Origin of the sequence: Bacillus silvicola (genome assembly GCF_050524305.1) — a bacterium.
Taxonomy (GTDB): Bacteria; Bacillota; Bacilli; order Bacillales; family Bacillaceae_G; genus Bacillus_A; species Bacillus_A cereus_AT.
This window is the reverse complement of record NZ_JBNGVC010000007.1, coordinates 45,818-60,502: the sequence shown is the minus strand read 5'-3', so window position 1 is coordinate 60,502 and position 14,685 is coordinate 45,818. Positions and strand designations below refer to the sequence as shown.

The following is a 14,685-nucleotide window of genomic DNA, read 5'->3' as shown; positions in this document are numbered from 1 at the left end:
AAGAATTAAATAGGTTCTGGATATACTCCTTATCTTGAAGAAATTCATTAATAAAGCTATCATATCTTTCCTTTTCAGTCTCACCACTTAGTAAATCACCAGTTCTCGCCATATTAATCTCTGTTATTAATACTTTTAATCCAATTTGGCCAATTCTATCAGCTACAGTTAATAGAATACTTTTTGTAATGTTTTCTATATTAATAGAGCACATTTTTTCTTCATGTACACCTTTAAATTTATTTGATATTACTTCCAAACTATAGTTAAAGAATGGAACATAAAATGCGAAAAATGGAATGTTTTCAAATCCATCTAAGTATTCAATATCTTTATTGTAATAGGTATCATTATTTATTAATCTATTGACAATAGCGATCCATTCTAAAGAAGTAGTTAACTCAGGATTCTCTTTGTTTGATAAAACAGTTTTGAAATATTCTAACTCCATATTGTTTTCCTGAATTAGAGTATCAATAGCTGATTCATTTAATCCTGTCTTACTTAACCATTTCTGATATCGCTCTTCATCAAATGTATTTTTTTTATTTTTTCTTTCTAATAAATATGTGCCATGTTGTAACGTCATATAGCATTCTCCTTCAGCGTATTTTTCTAACATGTTTCAGCAATAAAACAAATATCCATTAAAACTTATGCCAATGTACTAATATAAATAAACGAGTAAACTGAAGTGATAGATTCTTTAAGAGTTTATAAATATAACGTTGCTTATCGTATTTATAAAATTTTTTCTAACATCAGGGTAACTCTCTTTTAACTAATCGAATTTCTATATCTATAATGTATGTTTTAATTTATGTTAATAACAATTAGTAAAATTTAATTAAAAAAATTGTGAATTTTTCATGGTTTTTTATGTATTGTTTTACATGTTTGGGTATTTGAGAAAATTTTTACAACATATAAGGTCTTGTAAGTAATCATCGTTTTTAGACAGAGGGCTTTTATCTCAAAAGTTTGAAGGTATAAAAGATGCATTTTTTTAAGCGTGATTATTATTAAATTGGTATAATATAGAAATGCAAGAGGGGGAAAGGGAAAGCCAATAGTATAAAATAATTGTTAAACATTTCAGTTGCATTGAAACAAGTATTGATAAATAAAGTAATTAGTTACAGTTGTATTGTATTAAACTTATTTTTCATATTTGGATTGATATGTATAGGGGAATATACAATATTATTCCCCTGTTTAGCATCAAATAATGTATCTAGTGTGGTAATTCATACATATAATATTACTCAAAAATAATTCAATTAAGTTATTAGAAGAAGGGATTGGAAATATGAATATTGGCGAACGTATTCGACAAATCCGTATACATAAAGAATTTACGCAAGGGGAATTAGTATCAGAAATATGCTCTATAACGTATTTAAGCAGAATTGAAAATGGACAAATCAAACCTTCAGCTTCCTTTTTAGAAAAGGTCGCTGAAAAGTTAGATATTGATTACAATTTTCTTGTAGATGCAGATTATCAGGACATGGAACCTATGCTACTTGGAATATGTAATAAGTATAAAAAAGATAAAATCATAAGTGAAAAAGACTTATCTTCTTTAGAACTGTATGTTCGTGATATAGACTCTATTCTTTTATTATTAAAGGCTTATGGTGTTTTAATATACTATCATTCCCGAAATAATAATTTTTCACATGTAGAACCAATTGTAAATCAGGCTTCGCAAGTCATTCCAAATCAAATAGATTCTCAATACAACGAAGATTTAATATATTATTTAATGGCTCGGGGCCATTATTTTTATAGGAAACAGGACTATATGGCTGCACATGAAATTTATGTAAAGGTAGAGAGTTTACTTGGTCTGGAAGAAACCATACAACACGCTAATATATATTATAATCTGTGTCATGTAAATAAAGAGCTGTATAAAGATAAAAGTATTAGTCGTTTGTATGCACGGAAAGCTTACAAAATATTTTTGAAATTCAATGTAAAAAATAGAGTAATAGATACTTTGTTAATGCTTACGATACTGTATGATTTAGATGCATTATATGACAAAGCCCTCGAATGCTTACAGCAAGCAGAAAGCGGATTGGAAGATAATAATAATTCCATGTATTCACCTATAATCGCGTATAATTACGGGAAAATTTATCAAGGTTTAAAAGACTATACTAATGCTATTAAGTACTATGAAGAATGTTTGCAATTAAGTGAGTTTCTCCAACAAAAACATCAAAAGGTATACACATTACGAAGCTTAATAGAGATTCATATAGAATTTAAGGATTGGAAAACTGTTAATAAATTTATGGATGAAGCATTTGATTTTTTATCAATTTTTGATGTACCTTACGCCCATGTTCAATTATATGGATTGAAGGGGAAGATATCTAAATTAAGAGGAGATGATTATGGATATGAAAAACATTTGCAAAAAGCAATTGAAATGGGTTTAGAAAAGAAACAATATCCTTTAGTAAGTGAACTGGCTCATGAACTAGGGGACTATTTTTTTGATAATCGTGCTTATAAAATGTCGGCAAAATATCTGAAAATGTCAATTGAAAATTCAACGAATTAAAACAAACTAAAAATACATAGATAGAGGGATATTAATTAAGAATTTTGGTAATGATATCCGCAATATCCCCTCTATGTGATTCTATAGTAATAGTAGATATTGGATTAAGGTAATTTACTATAAGGTAAATTACAAATAAAATTGGTTAAATAAGTAACTTATTTTGATAAAAAAAGTGAATTACAAATCGGAAATTTTTACTAATTCCGTTTAACAAAGGACATCCATTAGTATTTAAATTAACAAAGCAACTACTAACGGAGGTTGGAATTATGAAAATCAAAAAAATTTATGTCATTCTTACTACAGCTATTATGTTATCCGGTATTTCTTTATCTGAAAATCTAACTAATACAGATACTACACAAAATGTAGCTGCACAAACTAGTATCGAAGATATTCCAACTTTTTACGGTGATGTGATACCAGATATAGAGTAATTAAGCCCTTGATATTCAAGATATCCTTTAAATACATATCCTTTATAAAACAATACATAGATAATAAACAGGTGGAAAGTAAATTCCACCTGTTTATTTATTATATTAACTTTGTCTGAAACTTAATTAATTAGTTAACTTTATGTTTGACGATAGTAATATTTTTATTTGTACAAGGTTAATTTTTCAGGAGATAAATTACAAATAAAATTGGTTAAATAGGTAACTTATTTTGATAAAAAAAGTGAATTACAAATCGGAAATTTTTACTAATTCCGTTTAACAAAGGACATCCATTAGTATTTAAATTAACAAAGCAACTACTAACGGAGGTTGGAATTATGAAAATCAAAAAAATTTATGTCATTCTTACTACAGCTATTATGTTATCCGGTATTTCTTTATCTGAAAATCTAACTAATACAGATACTACACAAAATGTAGCTGCACAAACTAGTATCGAAGATATTCCAACTTTTTACGGTGATGTGATACCAGATATAGAGTAATTAAGCCCTCGATATTCAAGATATCCTTTAAATACATATCCTTTATAAAACAATACATAGATAATAAACAGGTGGAAAGTAAATTCCACCTGTTTATTTATTATATTAACTTTGTCTGAAACTCAATTAATCAGCTAACTTTATGTTCAACGATAGCCATATTTTTACTTGTACAAGTTTAAATCCTATAGGAACTTTCTAGAATTACAAAACATGTAAAATAATATAGAAAAAAACAACAATAATTTTAGATATTTTTAACTGAATTTTACTAATTGTTATTAACATAAATTAACACGTATATTTTAGGTACAGAAAGTTAGACAGCAAGGAGGTAGTTAATCTGATGCTAGAGACAAAAAATTCTATAGATATGATAAACAATATAAATTATCATTTGGATCTTGGTAGGGAAAATAATCAACATTTACAAGACTTTTCGAATGAACAAGACGTATTGCCATATCATGTTTACAAACAACTATTGAATAAACAAGTATTCCAAAAAGAATCGATTAGTCTAGCTCAACCTTTTATTCATATTGATACCTTAGCACAAATTTTATATGAAGCATTTCACAATCAAACATTTACAGCTTTGGTACCTATTCTATTTGTTTTCCAACCGAATATTGTAACTGGTATCTCTACCCCAGGTGCTTATGCAATAGATTTTCATAATGATTATTTTATTCATTTAAAAGCCATCAATATTCAAGAATTTAAAGCAGGAATAGGTGAAAAAAAAGGGCCCATAGCTATTGGGTATATGATAAACCAAAGTACAAGCATTCATCATTCAAAAGAATTTATGTATCCAAGGTTACAGGACCAAACTACAGAGTGTATGTTAGCCTTACAAAAGCAATTACACATACATGGAGAGTTAGAAGATCAAATTCAGTTATCATTTGATTTCAAGAAAATAATGATGCCTTTAATAGTCTTACAATGGATTAAACAGACAGCTTTATATTAAAGGAATAAAAAAGGTTGGTGATGCTGGAGATAGAAGGAAACATAAATTACCTTCTATAACATCTAAACCTGTCACCAATCTTTGTTAATGAAATTTGAAGTATTATAATATTTATTTTGAGAATATTCAAAAAAGGTGGTTGTTATGTCAAAAAATGAAAAATTAAACAAATTACGAAATCAAGAGTTTGATATAAAAGAATTAATTGGATCAGTAGATGAAAATGAATTAAAAAAAATAGCGGGTGCTGGGGATGTAAATCCAGAAACAACACCAGCGACACCAATACTTACAAATCCTGATTTTACTAAACACCTTTGCCCGACACCAAGTTGTACAGCGAGATGCTTATAATGCTAATCAATAGCTAAAAAAGAGAAGAAGTTAAGTATGTCAAAAAATGAAAAACTAAATAAATTACGAAATCAAGAATTTGATACAAAAGAATTAATTGGATCAGTAGATGAAAATGAATTAAAAAAAGAGAGGATGTTCAATATGTCAAAAAATGAAAAATTAGCTAAATTACGAAATCAAGAGTTTGATACAAAAGAATTAATCGGCTCAATCGATGAAAATGAATTAAAGAAAGTAGCGGGAGCGGGAGATGTAAATCCAGAAACAACGCCAGCAACACCAACAATCGTTGAGGCTACTATTGCAGCTACAGTAAGTATTTGTCCAACAACAAAATGTACAAGCCGTTGTTAATAATAAATTAAAAAAAGAGAGGATGTTCAATATGTCAAAGAATGAAAAATTAGCTAAATTACGAAATCAAGAGTTTGATACAAAAGAATTAATCGGTTCAATTGATGAAAATGAATTAAAGAAAGTAGCGGGGGCGGGAGATGTAAATCCAGAAACAACGCCAGCAACACCAACAATCGTTGAGGCTACTATTGCAGCTACAGTAAGTATTTGTCCAACAACAAAATGTACAAGCCGTTGTTAATAATAAATTAAAAAAAGAGAGGATGTTCAATATGTCAAAGAATGAAAAATTAGCTAAATTACGAAATCAAGAGTTTGATACAAAAGAATTAATCGGTTCAATTGATGAAAATGAATTAAAGAAAGTAGCGGGGGCGGGAGATGTAAATCCAGAAACAACGCCAGCAACACCAACAATCGTTGAGGCTACTATTGCAGCTACAGTAAGTATTTGTCCAACAACAAAATGTACAAGCCGTTGTTAATAATAAATTAAAAAAAGAGAGGATGTTCAATATGTCAAAGAATGAAAAATTAGCTAAATTACGAAATCAAGAGTTTGATACAAAAGAATTAATCGGTTCAATTGATGAAAATGAATTAAAGAAAGTAGCGGGAGCGGGAGATGTAAATCCAGAAACAACGCCAGCAACACCAACAATCGTTGAGGCTACTATTGCAGCTACAGTAAGTATTTGTCCAACAACAAAATGTACAAGCCGTTGTTAATAATAAATTAAAAAAAGAGAGGATGTTCAATATGTCAAAGAATGAAAAATTAGCTAAATTACGAAATCAAGAGTTTGATACAAAAGAATTAATCGGTTCAATTGATGAAAATGAATTAAAGAAAGTAGCGGGAGCGGGAGATGTAAATCCAGAAACAACGCCAGCAACACCAACAATCGTTGAGGCTACTATTGCAGCTACAGTAAGTATTTGTCCAACAACAAAATGTACAAGTCGTTGTTAATTTCTATATAGATAACATAAGTTAACTAAAAAATGTATTTTTATTTAACTTATTATCTATATAAAAGAATAATGAAATTTATAGGAGTGTTAAATATGAGTTCATCGAAAAAAGTAGTAGAAGTATGGAAAAATCCAGTAGAACGTTCTAAAAACGAGGATGCACCAAACCACCCAGCGGGAGAAGTTGATTCTAAAGAAATTCAGTCTCTATTTGGCGCTGGTGAAGGCGATGTAACGCCAGAAGGTCTAAGCAGTTGGTTAGGTAATAATGGTGGATACTGTACGTTAACAAAAGAGTGTATGCCTTCTTGTAACGGTTAAGTAATAATGGTGGATACTGTGCGTTAACAAAAGAATGTATGCCTTCTTGTAATTAATTATCTATATAAAAATATAAAAATAGGAGTGTTAAATATGAGTTCATCAAAAAAAGTAGTAGAAGCATGGAAAAATCCAGTAGAACGTTCTAAAAACGAGGATGCACCAAACCACCCAGCAGGAGAAGTTGATTCTAAAGAAATTCAGTCTCTATTTGGCGCTGGTGAAGGCGATGTAACGCCAGAAGGTCTAAGCAGTTGGTTAGGTAATAATGGTGGGTACTGTACGTTAACAAAAGAGTGTATGCCTTCTTGTAACGGCTAAGTAATAATGGTGGATACTGTACGTTAACAAAAGAATGTATGCCTTCTTGTAATTAATTATCTATATAAAAATATAAAAATAGGAGTGTTAAATATGAGTTCATCAAAAAAAGTAGTAGAAGCATGGAAAAATCCAGTAGAACGTTCTAAAAACGAGGATGCACCAAACCACCCAGCAGGAGAAGTTGATTCTAAAGAAATTCAGTCTCTATTTGGCGCTGGTGAAGGCGATGTAACGCCAGAAGGTCTAAGCAGTTGGTTAGGTAATAATGGTGGGTACTGTACGTTAACAAAAGAGTGTATGCCTTCTTGTAACGGTTAAGTAATAATGGTGGATACTGTGCGTTAACAAAAGAATGTATGCCTTCTTGTAATTAATTATCTTTATAAAATATATAAGAGAAGTAGAGAATCTACTTCTCTTATTAATGAAAGGAGTAGTAAAGTGTCTGTAAAGCATAGTGCATTTATTGATGAAATAAAAACTAATGATCAGATAGTTCCAGATTCTACGGATTACATAAATTATTGGAAAAAAACATTTGAAAACAACGAAAATAAATTTGAAGGGATCTTAAAGGATCTTTCAGGTATTCAGTTATCAACTCTGTCTCAATTAGAACATGATGAATACAGTGTAGATAAAGTAGATGCATTGCTATCATTAACCTTCTCAGAGTTTGACAGTTTCCAAACATATGAAATTCCCCCAACAATCGAAGAGCATTTATCAAAAGCAACTTTTTACAATTTTTTTAAAAAATTTATGAGTTACTCATTTTCTAAAGTTCATAAATCATTGAATACATATTCGTTCTTCGAAGAGTCACAATTATTGGCACCACTAGAATATATGTATAAAAGATTATATGAATTATCCCATAAAACATTAATATTAGAACTTAATATTCAACGCGTTCTTGAAAATTTAAAAGGGGAAACCCCGGAAGAACGTTACAATCATTTTTGTTCTTACATTAGTACAAATGAATTTTTTGTTTATTTTAAGGATACATATCCTGCTTTATATAGAACAATGTTAACTACATTAATCCATTGGTCAAATAATATTATTACTCTTTACTATAATCTTGAACAAGATAAGGTACAAATTCAAGAGACATTTAATATTGATACTCAGACAAATAAACTAATGACCATTACATTAGGGCTTGGTGATGAACATAATGATGGCAAAACGGTTTCATTAATTGAATTTCTTCCTAATATAAAACTTATTTATAAGCCTCGATCAATTGGTGTCGAAGCGGCATTTAATGATCTAACTACTTGGATAAATAATCAAGTTAATGATAAAGCTCAACTGTATTCACCAAAAATCATCGATAAACATTCTTATGGTTGGGTTGAATATATTGAGAATATAGAATGCAAAACGGAGGAGCAACTTAAATCATTTTATTTTAAAATGGGGAGTCTTTTAGGCGTTTTATATAGTTTAAATGCTGTGGACTTTCATTATGAGAATATTATAGCGATGGGTGAGTATCCGGTTCCAATTGACCTTGAATCTTTATTCCACCATGCAAAAATATTAGAAGAAAAGAATGGATCTGCTCATAATAAAGCTCTAAATCTAATTAATAGATCTGTTAGATCCACTGGAATTATTCCATTTCTTGCATTTAATAGCGATAATCCTAACTATAAAGGTCTTGATTTAAGTGGTCTTAGTGATAAAAATGACCAATTATATCCATTAAAGGTACCTTCAGTAGAAGCAAAGAATACAGATGTGATGTACGTAGATGCAAAATATAAATATGTTAAAGTAAATGAATTTGAAAAAAATAAGCCGATTTTTAAAGGTGAAAAAGTTTCATATAAAGATCATGTAGACGTTATAATAGATGGCTTTAAATATATTTATGAATGGATTTTAAATAATAAACAACAGTATAGCAATTATATATCAGATAAATTTAAAAATACGATAGTAAGAATGATTTTAAGACCTACCGCTGTATACGGTGAATTACTAAGAAAAAGTAAACATCCTGATTTTTTACAAAAAGGATATAACCGAGATATTTATTTCCACACTCTGGCATTGGAACCAGAGAACAAACCAAAAGAAATTATTAAATCCGAAAAAACTGATCTACTCAATGATGATATTCCATATTTTTATACAACGGTGAGTAGCAATCATTTATATCATAGAGAGCAAATTTGTATTCAAAACTTTTTTGAGTCATCTCCTTTAGAAGCTGTAATACAGAAGATCGATGACCTTAATATTGTAGATTGCGCACAACAAATTCGAATTATGCGAATGAGCTTTTTAGCACATTCAGCTACATTTGGTGCAAATGAACAAGTTATTGATCCATATCGTAAGATCAATATTCATGCTAATAAATCTAAGGAATTTTTAATTGAGGCACGTCATATAGGGGATTATTTAATTGCTAATGCTATAGAAGGAAATGATCAATCTGATCTTTGCTGGATTAGTACCGTAATATCTGCCTCTAATGAATATAAATGGGATATTTATCCTGTTGATTTAGATTTATATAATGGCTTAAGCGGTATTTCTCTATTCTTTAGTTATTTATATCATTTGACGGGAAGAAATGATTATAAACTAACGGCTGAGAAGTCTATTTATCCTGTAATTAATTCACTCCAAAGATTACCTGAGCAAAGAATGTTTAATATTGGTACTTTTAGTGGCGTTAGTGGCTCAATTTATGCTTTAAATCATATTAATCAATTATCACATACTAAACAATATGAACAACTCATACTCGATTCTATGAAAATGGTTGTTAGTAAATTATCGCAAGATAAAGTATTTGATATTATTGATGGAACTGCGGGGGTAATCGGGGTACTAATAGCTCTTTATAAAGATAGTGGTAATAAGGAATATCTAAAACTTCTCAAACAAGCAAGTGAATACTTAATAAATGCTGCATATCATCATCCTGGAAAAGAGGGACATGTTTCTTGGAAACAAAGAGATGATATTTCATGGATAGGATATTCTCATGGAACGGCGGGTATTATTACTGCTTTGGTAGCAGCTAATCAATATATAAACAATCCTAATATTTTAGAACTAGCAGATAAAGTTTTATCCTATGAAAATAGTTTCTATGATCCAAAGCATAAAAATTGGAAACTTCCTTCTAAAGATAATCATTCTGTTGCTTGGTGTCATGGTGCACCAGGAATCTTATTAAGTAGGCTAATGTTAAAAGAAAGTAATTATGAAAATAGTATACTCGATCAAAATATATATGCGGCTCTAGATACAACTATTGATAAATCGTTTGGTCATAATCGTTCACTATGCCATGGAGATTTTGGAAATTTAGATATTCTTTTGTATGCGGCAAAAGTGTTACAAGATAAAACATCTTACGAACGAGCAAATTCTATTGGTATACAACTTTTAGAGTATTCTAAAACGCATAATTGGAAAAAAGGGGTTAGTACGGGAACTGAATCGTTTGGTTTAATGACAGGCCTTAGTGGGATTGGAGTAGGTCTTTTACAACAATCTGACTATAATTCAATTCCTTCTATTTTAAGGTTAGAAGAGGCTAAATTATAAAAGGAGACGGATACATGAAACAGCTAAAAATTCTTATGACTATACTTTCCGTATTCTTGTTAAGTTTAGTTACACAACCGGTAAAAGCAGAAAAAATAGATACAACGGATAATTATAAATTTATTCTTTTGGATAACGAGATTCAAAAGAATAACAAAGAAAATATTATAAACTTTTTAAAGGAAAATAACGCAATTGAGATTAAATATACTCCAGAAATCCAAATGATTTCATATAAAGAAACTAATAGTAATATTCAATCCGATTTAGATAGTAAAATACGTACTAAGTTTAAAGCATCTATAGAAAATGTTGCTAATAGTGCTAAATTAACTTTACAAGATCCAAAGGTTTTAAATCCAAACGAGCAGTTTGCAAATAATAAGTTGAAATATAGTTTATCTTCGAAACGAACATTGAATTCCATTACTATTAATGAACCTGTCTCGAATGTTTCGCCACCTTGGCAAATTGCCAAGGTAACTGATAATTATAAATCTCACGAGATAACTTTAGGAGAAAAAAATGTAAACATCGCTTTAGTTGATAGCGGCGTAGATTATAACCACCCTGAACTTAAAGATAGTATTAAGTATTTAGAAGGGAAATCCTATGTTCCTAGCGAGCCGGATCTGTTAGATCAAAATGGCCATGGTACTCAGGTTGCAGGAATTATTGCAGCTCATGATAAATTAAAAGGGATTGTTCCCAATATAACTATTACTCCATATAAAGTTATAGGGAAAAAAGATGGTGAATCAGTCTGGACTATACAGGCTATTATTGATGCAGCAAATAACGGAGCAGACGTAATAAACTTAAGTTTAGGAACATATAAGGCTATAAATTTAGAGGATGAGAACGCAATTATAAAGGCGTATGAAAGAGCTATTCAATACGCGAAAGAAAAAAATTCTATTGTAGTTGCCTCAGCAGGTAATGAAGGAATAAGCTTGGATAAACCATTTGAAAAAGTAGATGATGAGAAAGGTGTATTATATAAAATTCATGTACCTGGTGGATTAAGTAATGTATTAACGGTATCAGGAACAGACAAGAACGATGAATTTGTAAATTACTCCAACTTTGGTCCAGAGGTAGACTTTAGTGCACCAAGTGGTTCATATGGAACAATTATTGATAACCAATTCAAATTTGATCCATCCTATTTAATTGGTACTACCTATCCAACTTATTTAGAACCTACTATGTTGGATGTTCAACTAAATACACCGAAAGGCTACACGCTAAACCTAGGGACTAGTTTATCTGCACCATCAGTATCTGGTACATTAGGAGCTATTATCTCAAGGTATTATGAGCTTCATTCTACAAAACCTTCGGCAGATATAACTATCAAGTATTTAAAAGATGGTGCTACCGATTTAGGTGCAACTGGTAAAGATGATCAGTATGGATATGGATTAATTAATAGTTATAAGAGTACAAATAGTGTTAAATAATTTTGTTCTTAATTAACCTGTTTTAATGATACTTTGTAAATTTCACTCACTATTATTTTACTACATGATAATAGTGAGTGAATTACTATTATCATGTAGTAAAAGCGTGTAGTGGAACGACAATTAAATATTAAAAATGACATGTAGATCATAGAAACTGGGTATTAATCTTTGCTTTATATTCTATTTGGAGATTTTAGTAAAAAAATTATTAATAATAAGTAAATATAAGGAAGAAATTTAAACTTGTAATTGATTTAAAATTCTAAATTCAGGTGGTTGATATTATGAACAATCAAGTTTTAAATATTAAAGGTTTGCATAAAAAGTATAAAGACAAACATGTTTTAAAAGGAATTGATTTAACTATTAAAAAGGGAGAAATATTTGGATTATTAGGTCCGAATGGAGCGGGTAAATCTACTTTTTTTAAAATCATACTAGGATTAATAGAAGCAGACGAGGGAACTGTAGAAGTATTAGGAAAGGATATCAAAAAAAATAGAATTGAAATCTTATCTAAAACAGGTTCATTAATTGAAGCTCCGACCTTTTATGATCATTTATCGGGGTACGAAAATTTATTAATTGCTTCTAAATTGAAGAATGTTAATGATAAAGAACATATAAAGGAACTTTTGAATTTATTTAAACTATATGAAGACCGAAACCGTGCCTTTAAAAAATATTCCCTTGGTATGAAACAGCGTTTAGGATTAGCTGCTGCATTCATGAATAACCCTGAATTATTAATATTAGATGAGCCCACTAATGGATTAGATCCACAGGGAGTTTATGAAGTAAAAGAATTTATAAAAAAGGCACCAAGTATATTTAATTCTACTATAATTTTGTCAAGTCATATTCTAAGTGAAGTTGAACAAATGGCCGATCATATCGGGATTATTCATCAAGGAGAAATAAAGTACCAAGGTTTATTATCTTCCCTACAAAATAAACAATCATTAAATATTGTTGAATTTACAGTTAATAATACAGCTCTTACTCAGAAATTACTTGAACAATCTAACTATATATTCCATGTAAATAATAATATCTTTAGTGTTGAATATTATGATGATAAATCACTTAATGATATTCAACAATTACTAGTATCTAATCAGATTTTCATTCAATCTTTCCAAACTAAAAAACAAAATTTAGAGGAAGCATATTTAGATATTGTTGGACAAGGTGCTGTAAGTGTATGAGGAGTGTATTAGCTACTGAGTATATAAAATATAGAAAAAGTCATTTACTGTTTTTGATTATTTTAGGGCCTATTATACTTGGATTGGGTGAATTTATCGGATTAAATTATTATAGTAATTATCATGCTATTAAATTAGAAACGGTATTTGGCATAAATCTACAAATCTTAAAATACATCTTAAACTTTTTTATTGTGTTTATTATAGCGAGTGTAAACAATATTGAATATAAAAATTCTACGTGGGCCAGAACACTATCGTATCCAGTACAGAAATTAAATGTGTATCTAAGTAAGTTTGTGGTTGTTATGATTGCCTTTATTATTACAACCTTAATGCATATGCTTTGTACAGTATTATTAATTCCAGGTTTAGGTATCCCTTTGGATGCGGTTTCAATGCAGCAAGTATTTGTTTTTACGTTATATCCATTTCTTATTAGCGTTCCATTCTGCGCTTTGGCGTTCATTATATCCATTAACGTATCGAATCAATCAGTGATTGTTACGCTAGCCCTATGTTCGTATCTTTTCGGCGATATATTAAGCTCAACTAAGCTTTGGTGGTTCCCTATTTCATATCAAACTTTATATTCTCCAATTAATTATGTGAATAATCTAGAGGTTTTTAATACATTATGGGCGTACGATAAATGGTACATGCTAGCGGGAATTCCTATTACTGCTCTTATTTTAGGAATTGGATATATCATATTTATTAAAACCAATAATAAAAACTAAAAAAGGAGATTTCAAATGATAAATTTAATTTATTCCGACTGGATAAAAATAAGAAAGCATCCACAACAAATTACATTTTTCATCTTAGCACTTTGTCCGATTATATATTCAATGGTTATGTACACTAAATACGTTGTAGGAAAATATAATCACGGTTTGGATAATGCATGGATGGGCGTATGGATGTTTGTATCTTTTTTCTATGTTGGTTTTTTTCTCCCTGTCATTTCAGGGATGATAACAACTTTCTTCTGCCAGTTTGAAAGTAAAACTAATTGGAAAATAATGCATTTATCTCCGATTACTAACTTTAAGATTGTTTTATCTAAATTAGTATCTAGTGTGTTATTATTTTCTGTAGTACACTTAATCGCTTTAATAAGCCTATATGTATCAGGACGATATTTTGATTTTACAGATCCATTTCCTTTATTATTCATGGTTAAAGTATTTTTTATTTCTGTCGCTGCAACACTGCCTCTAATAACAGTGCAACTTTTCTTATTCTTATTTATAAAAACATCTATCACTTTTACATTTCTTAATATAATTCTATCTTTAATCGGGGTATTTATTTTTTCAGAAGCAAAGTGGGGGTTTTTATATATATGGTCTCTACCATTACAGTCTATAGAATTAGTTGATCAAGGTATATTGTCTATTGGTATATTATTAACATCAATAAGCGCATTTACCATTGGTATGATTTTAATTACAGTGCGTTATGTAAAGACATTGAGAAAGACCGTGTAATATGAGAATTGAATCTTGAGAAATCTTAATAGTATCTCATTTTAATAAACAGTAAAAAGAGCCCATCGGTTATGATGGACTCTTTTTACTGTTTAT

At 29.7% G+C, this 14,685-nt stretch carries 18 protein-coding genes and 4 pseudogenes; 21 read left to right on the top strand and 1 reads right to left on the bottom strand.

What is annotated here, in order from left to right:
• A pseudogene (locus ACP6L7_RS11200) lies at nucleotides 1–589 on the bottom strand (type 2 lanthipeptide synthetase LanM family protein); the annotation flags it as partial.
• Between the two features lie 720 nt (nucleotides 590–1,309).
• Between ACP6L7_RS11200 and ACP6L7_RS11195 the strand changes: the two are divergent.
• From ACP6L7_RS11195 to ACP6L7_RS11110, 21 genes and pseudogenes are all read left to right on the top strand, one after another.
• Nucleotides 1,310–2,578 (top strand): helix-turn-helix domain-containing protein, encoded by a 1,269-nt coding sequence (locus ACP6L7_RS11195; protein ID WP_097832124.1) that lies wholly within the window; start codon nucleotides 1,310–1,312, stop codon nucleotides 2,576–2,578.
• A gap of 272 nt (nucleotides 2,579–2,850) precedes the next feature.
• Complete coding sequence (locus ACP6L7_RS11190) at nucleotides 2,851–3,018, top strand: hypothetical protein (RefSeq protein WP_170961045.1); 168 nt, start codon at nucleotides 2,851–2,853, stop codon at nucleotides 3,016–3,018.
• A 341-nt stretch (nucleotides 3,019–3,359) separates the two neighbouring features.
• Entirely contained in the window at nucleotides 3,360–3,527 is a 168-nt protein-coding gene (locus ACP6L7_RS11185) for a hypothetical protein (RefSeq protein WP_170961045.1), read from the top strand.
• A gap of 346 nt (nucleotides 3,528–3,873) precedes the next feature.
• Nucleotides 3,874–4,506, top strand: coding sequence for a hypothetical protein (locus tag ACP6L7_RS11180; RefSeq protein ID WP_097832123.1), 633 nt, complete (start codon nucleotides 3,874–3,876; stop codon nucleotides 4,504–4,506).
• Between the two features lie 144 nt (nucleotides 4,507–4,650).
• Nucleotides 4,651–4,860, top strand: coding sequence for a class II lanthipeptide, LchA2/BrtA2 family (locus tag ACP6L7_RS11175; protein WP_430529224.1), 210 nt, complete (start codon nucleotides 4,651–4,653; stop codon nucleotides 4,858–4,860).
• Nucleotides 4,861–5,004: 144 nt separating this feature from the next.
• The gene (locus ACP6L7_RS11170) at nucleotides 5,005–5,217 is read left to right on the top strand and encodes a class II lanthipeptide, LchA2/BrtA2 family (protein WP_000041628.1); all 213 of its coding nucleotides are present in this window, start codon (nucleotides 5,005–5,007) and stop codon (nucleotides 5,215–5,217) included.
• A 31-nt stretch (nucleotides 5,218–5,248) separates the two neighbouring features.
• Nucleotides 5,249–5,461 (top strand): class II lanthipeptide, LchA2/BrtA2 family, encoded by a 213-nt coding sequence (locus ACP6L7_RS11165; RefSeq protein ID WP_000041628.1) that lies wholly within the window; start codon nucleotides 5,249–5,251, stop codon nucleotides 5,459–5,461.
• Between the two features lie 31 nt (nucleotides 5,462–5,492).
• Nucleotides 5,493–5,705 carry a class II lanthipeptide, LchA2/BrtA2 family gene (locus ACP6L7_RS11160; protein WP_000041628.1) on the top strand — a complete coding sequence of 71 codons (213 nt, stop codon included), beginning with the start codon at nucleotides 5,493–5,495 and terminating at the stop codon, nucleotides 5,703–5,705.
• Between the two features lie 31 nt (nucleotides 5,706–5,736).
• Nucleotides 5,737–5,949: a class II lanthipeptide, LchA2/BrtA2 family gene (locus ACP6L7_RS11155; protein WP_000041628.1), complete on the top strand. Its 213-nt coding sequence runs from the start codon at nucleotides 5,737–5,739 to the stop codon at nucleotides 5,947–5,949.
• A 31-nt stretch (nucleotides 5,950–5,980) separates the two neighbouring features.
• Nucleotides 5,981–6,193, top strand: a complete 213-nt coding sequence (locus tag ACP6L7_RS11150) for a class II lanthipeptide, LchA2/BrtA2 family (RefSeq protein WP_000041628.1) — start codon at nucleotides 5,981–5,983, stop codon at nucleotides 6,191–6,193.
• A gap of 95 nt (nucleotides 6,194–6,288) precedes the next feature.
• Nucleotides 6,289–6,516, top strand: coding sequence for a plantaricin C family lantibiotic (locus ACP6L7_RS11145; RefSeq protein WP_430529223.1), 228 nt, complete (start codon nucleotides 6,289–6,291; stop codon nucleotides 6,514–6,516).
• A 2-nt stretch (nucleotides 6,517–6,518) separates the two neighbouring features.
• A pseudogene (locus tag ACP6L7_RS36295) lies at nucleotides 6,519–6,572 on the top strand (lichenicidin alpha family lanthipeptide); the annotation flags it as partial.
• 37 nt (nucleotides 6,573–6,609) lie between these two features.
• Nucleotides 6,610–6,837: a plantaricin C family lantibiotic gene (locus ACP6L7_RS11140; RefSeq protein ID WP_097832711.1), complete on the top strand. Its 228-nt coding sequence runs from the start codon at nucleotides 6,610–6,612 to the stop codon at nucleotides 6,835–6,837.
• A 2-nt stretch (nucleotides 6,838–6,839) separates the two neighbouring features.
• Nucleotides 6,840–6,893: pseudogene (locus ACP6L7_RS36290) on the top strand (lichenicidin alpha family lanthipeptide); the annotation flags it as partial.
• A 37-nt stretch (nucleotides 6,894–6,930) separates the two neighbouring features.
• Complete coding sequence (locus tag ACP6L7_RS11135) at nucleotides 6,931–7,158, top strand: plantaricin C family lantibiotic (protein ID WP_097832711.1); 228 nt, start codon at nucleotides 6,931–6,933, stop codon at nucleotides 7,156–7,158.
• Nucleotides 7,159–7,160: 2 nt separating this feature from the next.
• Nucleotides 7,161–7,214: pseudogene (locus tag ACP6L7_RS36285) on the top strand (lichenicidin alpha family lanthipeptide); the annotation flags it as partial.
• A 67-nt stretch (nucleotides 7,215–7,281) separates the two neighbouring features.
• Nucleotides 7,282–10,422, top strand: a complete 3,141-nt coding sequence (locus tag ACP6L7_RS11130) for a type 2 lanthipeptide synthetase LanM family protein (protein WP_097832710.1) — start codon at nucleotides 7,282–7,284, stop codon at nucleotides 10,420–10,422.
• A gap of 14 nt (nucleotides 10,423–10,436) precedes the next feature.
• Entirely contained in the window at nucleotides 10,437–11,885 is a 1,449-nt protein-coding gene (locus ACP6L7_RS11125; RefSeq protein ID WP_097832709.1) for a S8 family serine peptidase, read from the top strand.
• A gap of 287 nt (nucleotides 11,886–12,172) precedes the next feature.
• Nucleotides 12,173–13,096, top strand: coding sequence for an ABC transporter ATP-binding protein (locus ACP6L7_RS11120; RefSeq protein WP_001064855.1), 924 nt, complete (start codon nucleotides 12,173–12,175; stop codon nucleotides 13,094–13,096).
• Nucleotides 13,093–13,836 (top strand): ABC transporter permease, encoded by a 744-nt coding sequence (locus ACP6L7_RS11115; RefSeq protein ID WP_097832708.1) that lies wholly within the window; start codon nucleotides 13,093–13,095, stop codon nucleotides 13,834–13,836. The genes ACP6L7_RS11120 and ACP6L7_RS11115 overlap by 4 nt, the downstream gene beginning before the upstream one ends.
• 15 nt (nucleotides 13,837–13,851) lie before the next feature.
• Entirely contained in the window at nucleotides 13,852–14,589 is a 738-nt protein-coding gene (locus ACP6L7_RS11110) for an ABC transporter permease (protein ID WP_097832707.1), read from the top strand.
• Nucleotides 14,590–14,685 lie beyond the last annotated feature (96 nt).

Excerpts from the sequence above, each read along its gene's own strand:
- ACP6L7_RS11135 (WP_097832711.1), top strand. The coding sequence starts at position 6,931 with ATGAGTTCATCAAAAAAAGTAGTAGAAGCATGGAAAAATCCAGTAGAA.
- ACP6L7_RS11125 (WP_097832709.1), top strand. The coding sequence starts at position 10,437 with ATGAAACAGCTAAAAATTCTTATGACTATACTTTCCGTATTCTTGTTA.
- ACP6L7_RS11190 (WP_170961045.1), top strand. The coding sequence starts at position 2,851 with ATGAAAATCAAAAAAATTTATGTCATTCTTACTACAGCTATTATGTTA.
- ACP6L7_RS11180 (WP_097832123.1), top strand. The coding sequence starts at position 3,874 with ATGCTAGAGACAAAAAATTCTATAGATATGATAAACAATATAAATTAT.
- ACP6L7_RS11110 (WP_097832707.1), top strand. The coding sequence starts at position 13,852 with ATGATAAATTTAATTTATTCCGACTGGATAAAAATAAGAAAGCATCCA.
- ACP6L7_RS11120 (WP_001064855.1), top strand. The coding sequence starts at position 12,173 with ATGAACAATCAAGTTTTAAATATTAAAGGTTTGCATAAAAAGTATAAA.
- ACP6L7_RS11155 (WP_000041628.1), top strand. The coding sequence starts at position 5,737 with ATGTCAAAGAATGAAAAATTAGCTAAATTACGAAATCAAGAGTTTGAT.
- ACP6L7_RS11150 (WP_000041628.1), top strand. The coding sequence starts at position 5,981 with ATGTCAAAGAATGAAAAATTAGCTAAATTACGAAATCAAGAGTTTGAT.
- ACP6L7_RS11185 (WP_170961045.1), top strand. The coding sequence starts at position 3,360 with ATGAAAATCAAAAAAATTTATGTCATTCTTACTACAGCTATTATGTTA.
- ACP6L7_RS11175 (WP_430529224.1), top strand. The coding sequence starts at position 4,651 with ATGTCAAAAAATGAAAAATTAAACAAATTACGAAATCAAGAGTTTGAT.
- ACP6L7_RS11160 (WP_000041628.1), top strand. The coding sequence starts at position 5,493 with ATGTCAAAGAATGAAAAATTAGCTAAATTACGAAATCAAGAGTTTGAT.
- ACP6L7_RS11115 (WP_097832708.1), top strand. The coding sequence starts at position 13,093 with ATGAGGAGTGTATTAGCTACTGAGTATATAAAATATAGAAAAAGTCAT.
- ACP6L7_RS11195 (WP_097832124.1), top strand. The coding sequence starts at position 1,310 with ATGAATATTGGCGAACGTATTCGACAAATCCGTATACATAAAGAATTT.
- ACP6L7_RS11170 (WP_000041628.1), top strand. The coding sequence starts at position 5,005 with ATGTCAAAAAATGAAAAATTAGCTAAATTACGAAATCAAGAGTTTGAT.
- ACP6L7_RS11165 (WP_000041628.1), top strand. The coding sequence starts at position 5,249 with ATGTCAAAGAATGAAAAATTAGCTAAATTACGAAATCAAGAGTTTGAT.
- ACP6L7_RS11145 (WP_430529223.1), top strand. The coding sequence starts at position 6,289 with ATGAGTTCATCGAAAAAAGTAGTAGAAGTATGGAAAAATCCAGTAGAA.
- ACP6L7_RS11140 (WP_097832711.1), top strand. The coding sequence starts at position 6,610 with ATGAGTTCATCAAAAAAAGTAGTAGAAGCATGGAAAAATCCAGTAGAA.